2 protein-coding genes and 1 rRNA gene are annotated in these 959 nt (G+C 54.1%); all 3 read left to right on the top strand.

Going from position 1 to position 959, the window contains the following annotated elements; all coding sequences use genetic code 11:
- Window positions 1–87, top strand: a 5S ribosomal RNA gene (rrf, locus tag KNO68_RS14790); the annotation flags it as partial.
- A gap of 87 nt (window positions 88–174) precedes the next feature.
- Window positions 175–366 (top strand): NETI motif-containing protein, encoded by a 192-nt coding sequence (locus KNO68_RS14785; RefSeq protein WP_015880702.1) that lies wholly within the window; start codon window positions 175–177, stop codon window positions 364–366.
- Window positions 367–677: 311 nt separating this feature from the next.
- Window positions 678–959 (top strand): helix-turn-helix domain-containing protein (locus KNO68_RS14780; RefSeq protein ID WP_353047994.1); only part of this gene is annotated, 282 nt, incomplete at its 3' end.

Genomic DNA, 959 nt, shown 5'->3' with positions numbered 1-959 from the left:
GTTCCCATGCCGAACACGGAAGTTAAGCGTCTCAGCGCCGAAAGTAGTTGGGGGATCTCCCCCTGTGAGGATAGGACGTTGCCAGGCAAACGGTGGTTCTGGAGCATTCGCTCAAGGGCCGCCGTTTTTTCATATCATCGATTCAGCTTAGTGGAAGAGAGGACGTAAGAAGCAATGGCTAAGAAAATCAAAGTATATGTCGAACCAAATGAAACGGTCAGTGAATGTTTAGATCGAATCAATGAAATGGGTTATCGTCCTATACGCCGTATTGAAAAGCCCGTCTTTGAGCAAACGGGAGCCAAAGATGAACCTGTCCATTCCCATCAATCGATTTTATTTGAATGCGTCTCTAAAGAATCCTAATGCCAAGTCGTCACACTATCTGTGTGACGGCTTTTTTATGTCTTTAACTAAATCAGGCGAGAATTCTCCCTCCTCTAAGCGCCTCGGGCCGTAGCCCGCGTAGGTGGGGGATGAATCGCCCAATCCAATAGTCTTCTCCTCCTGTGACAGATGTGACGAACAAAGGTTCGGGATTCCGTCAGATTCTTCCTCTCCCTCCGCGGGTATCGGATGAGGAGGACACATCACGATCTTCGTAGGGGAGGAGGGACGAACATGCTGAAAGGCTATAAATATAGGCTCCACCCACGCCGGCACAGGAAGAGTTCCTCATCAAGACGATCGGCTGCGCCCGGTTCATCTACAATAAGCTGCTCGAGGACCGCATCGCCATCCGCGAGGAGGCGAAGGCGGGGAACGGGACGAGACGGAAACCGGCGACACCCGCCTCCTACAAGCCCCTGTTCCCGTTTCTCGCCGAGGCGGACAGCCTCGCGCTCGCGAACGCGAAGCTGAACCTCGACGCCGCGTTCGCGAAGTTCTTCGCCGGGACGGGCGGCTTCCCGGCCTTCAAATCGAGACGGCGGTCGCGCGCCTCCTACACGACGAACAAC

The sequence above is a fragment of the Exiguobacterium sp. s75 genome (assembly GCF_018617145.1).
Taxonomy (GTDB): Bacteria; Bacillota; Bacilli; order Exiguobacteriales; family Exiguobacteriaceae; genus Exiguobacterium; species Exiguobacterium profundum.
The sequence above is the reverse complement of the archived record's forward strand: the minus strand, read 5'-3'. Positions and strand labels throughout refer to the sequence as shown.

Coding starts and splice junctions, on each gene's coding strand:
- KNO68_RS14785 (WP_015880702.1), top strand. CDS start 175: ATGGCTAAGAAAATCAAAGTATATGTCGAACCAAATGAAACGGTCAGT.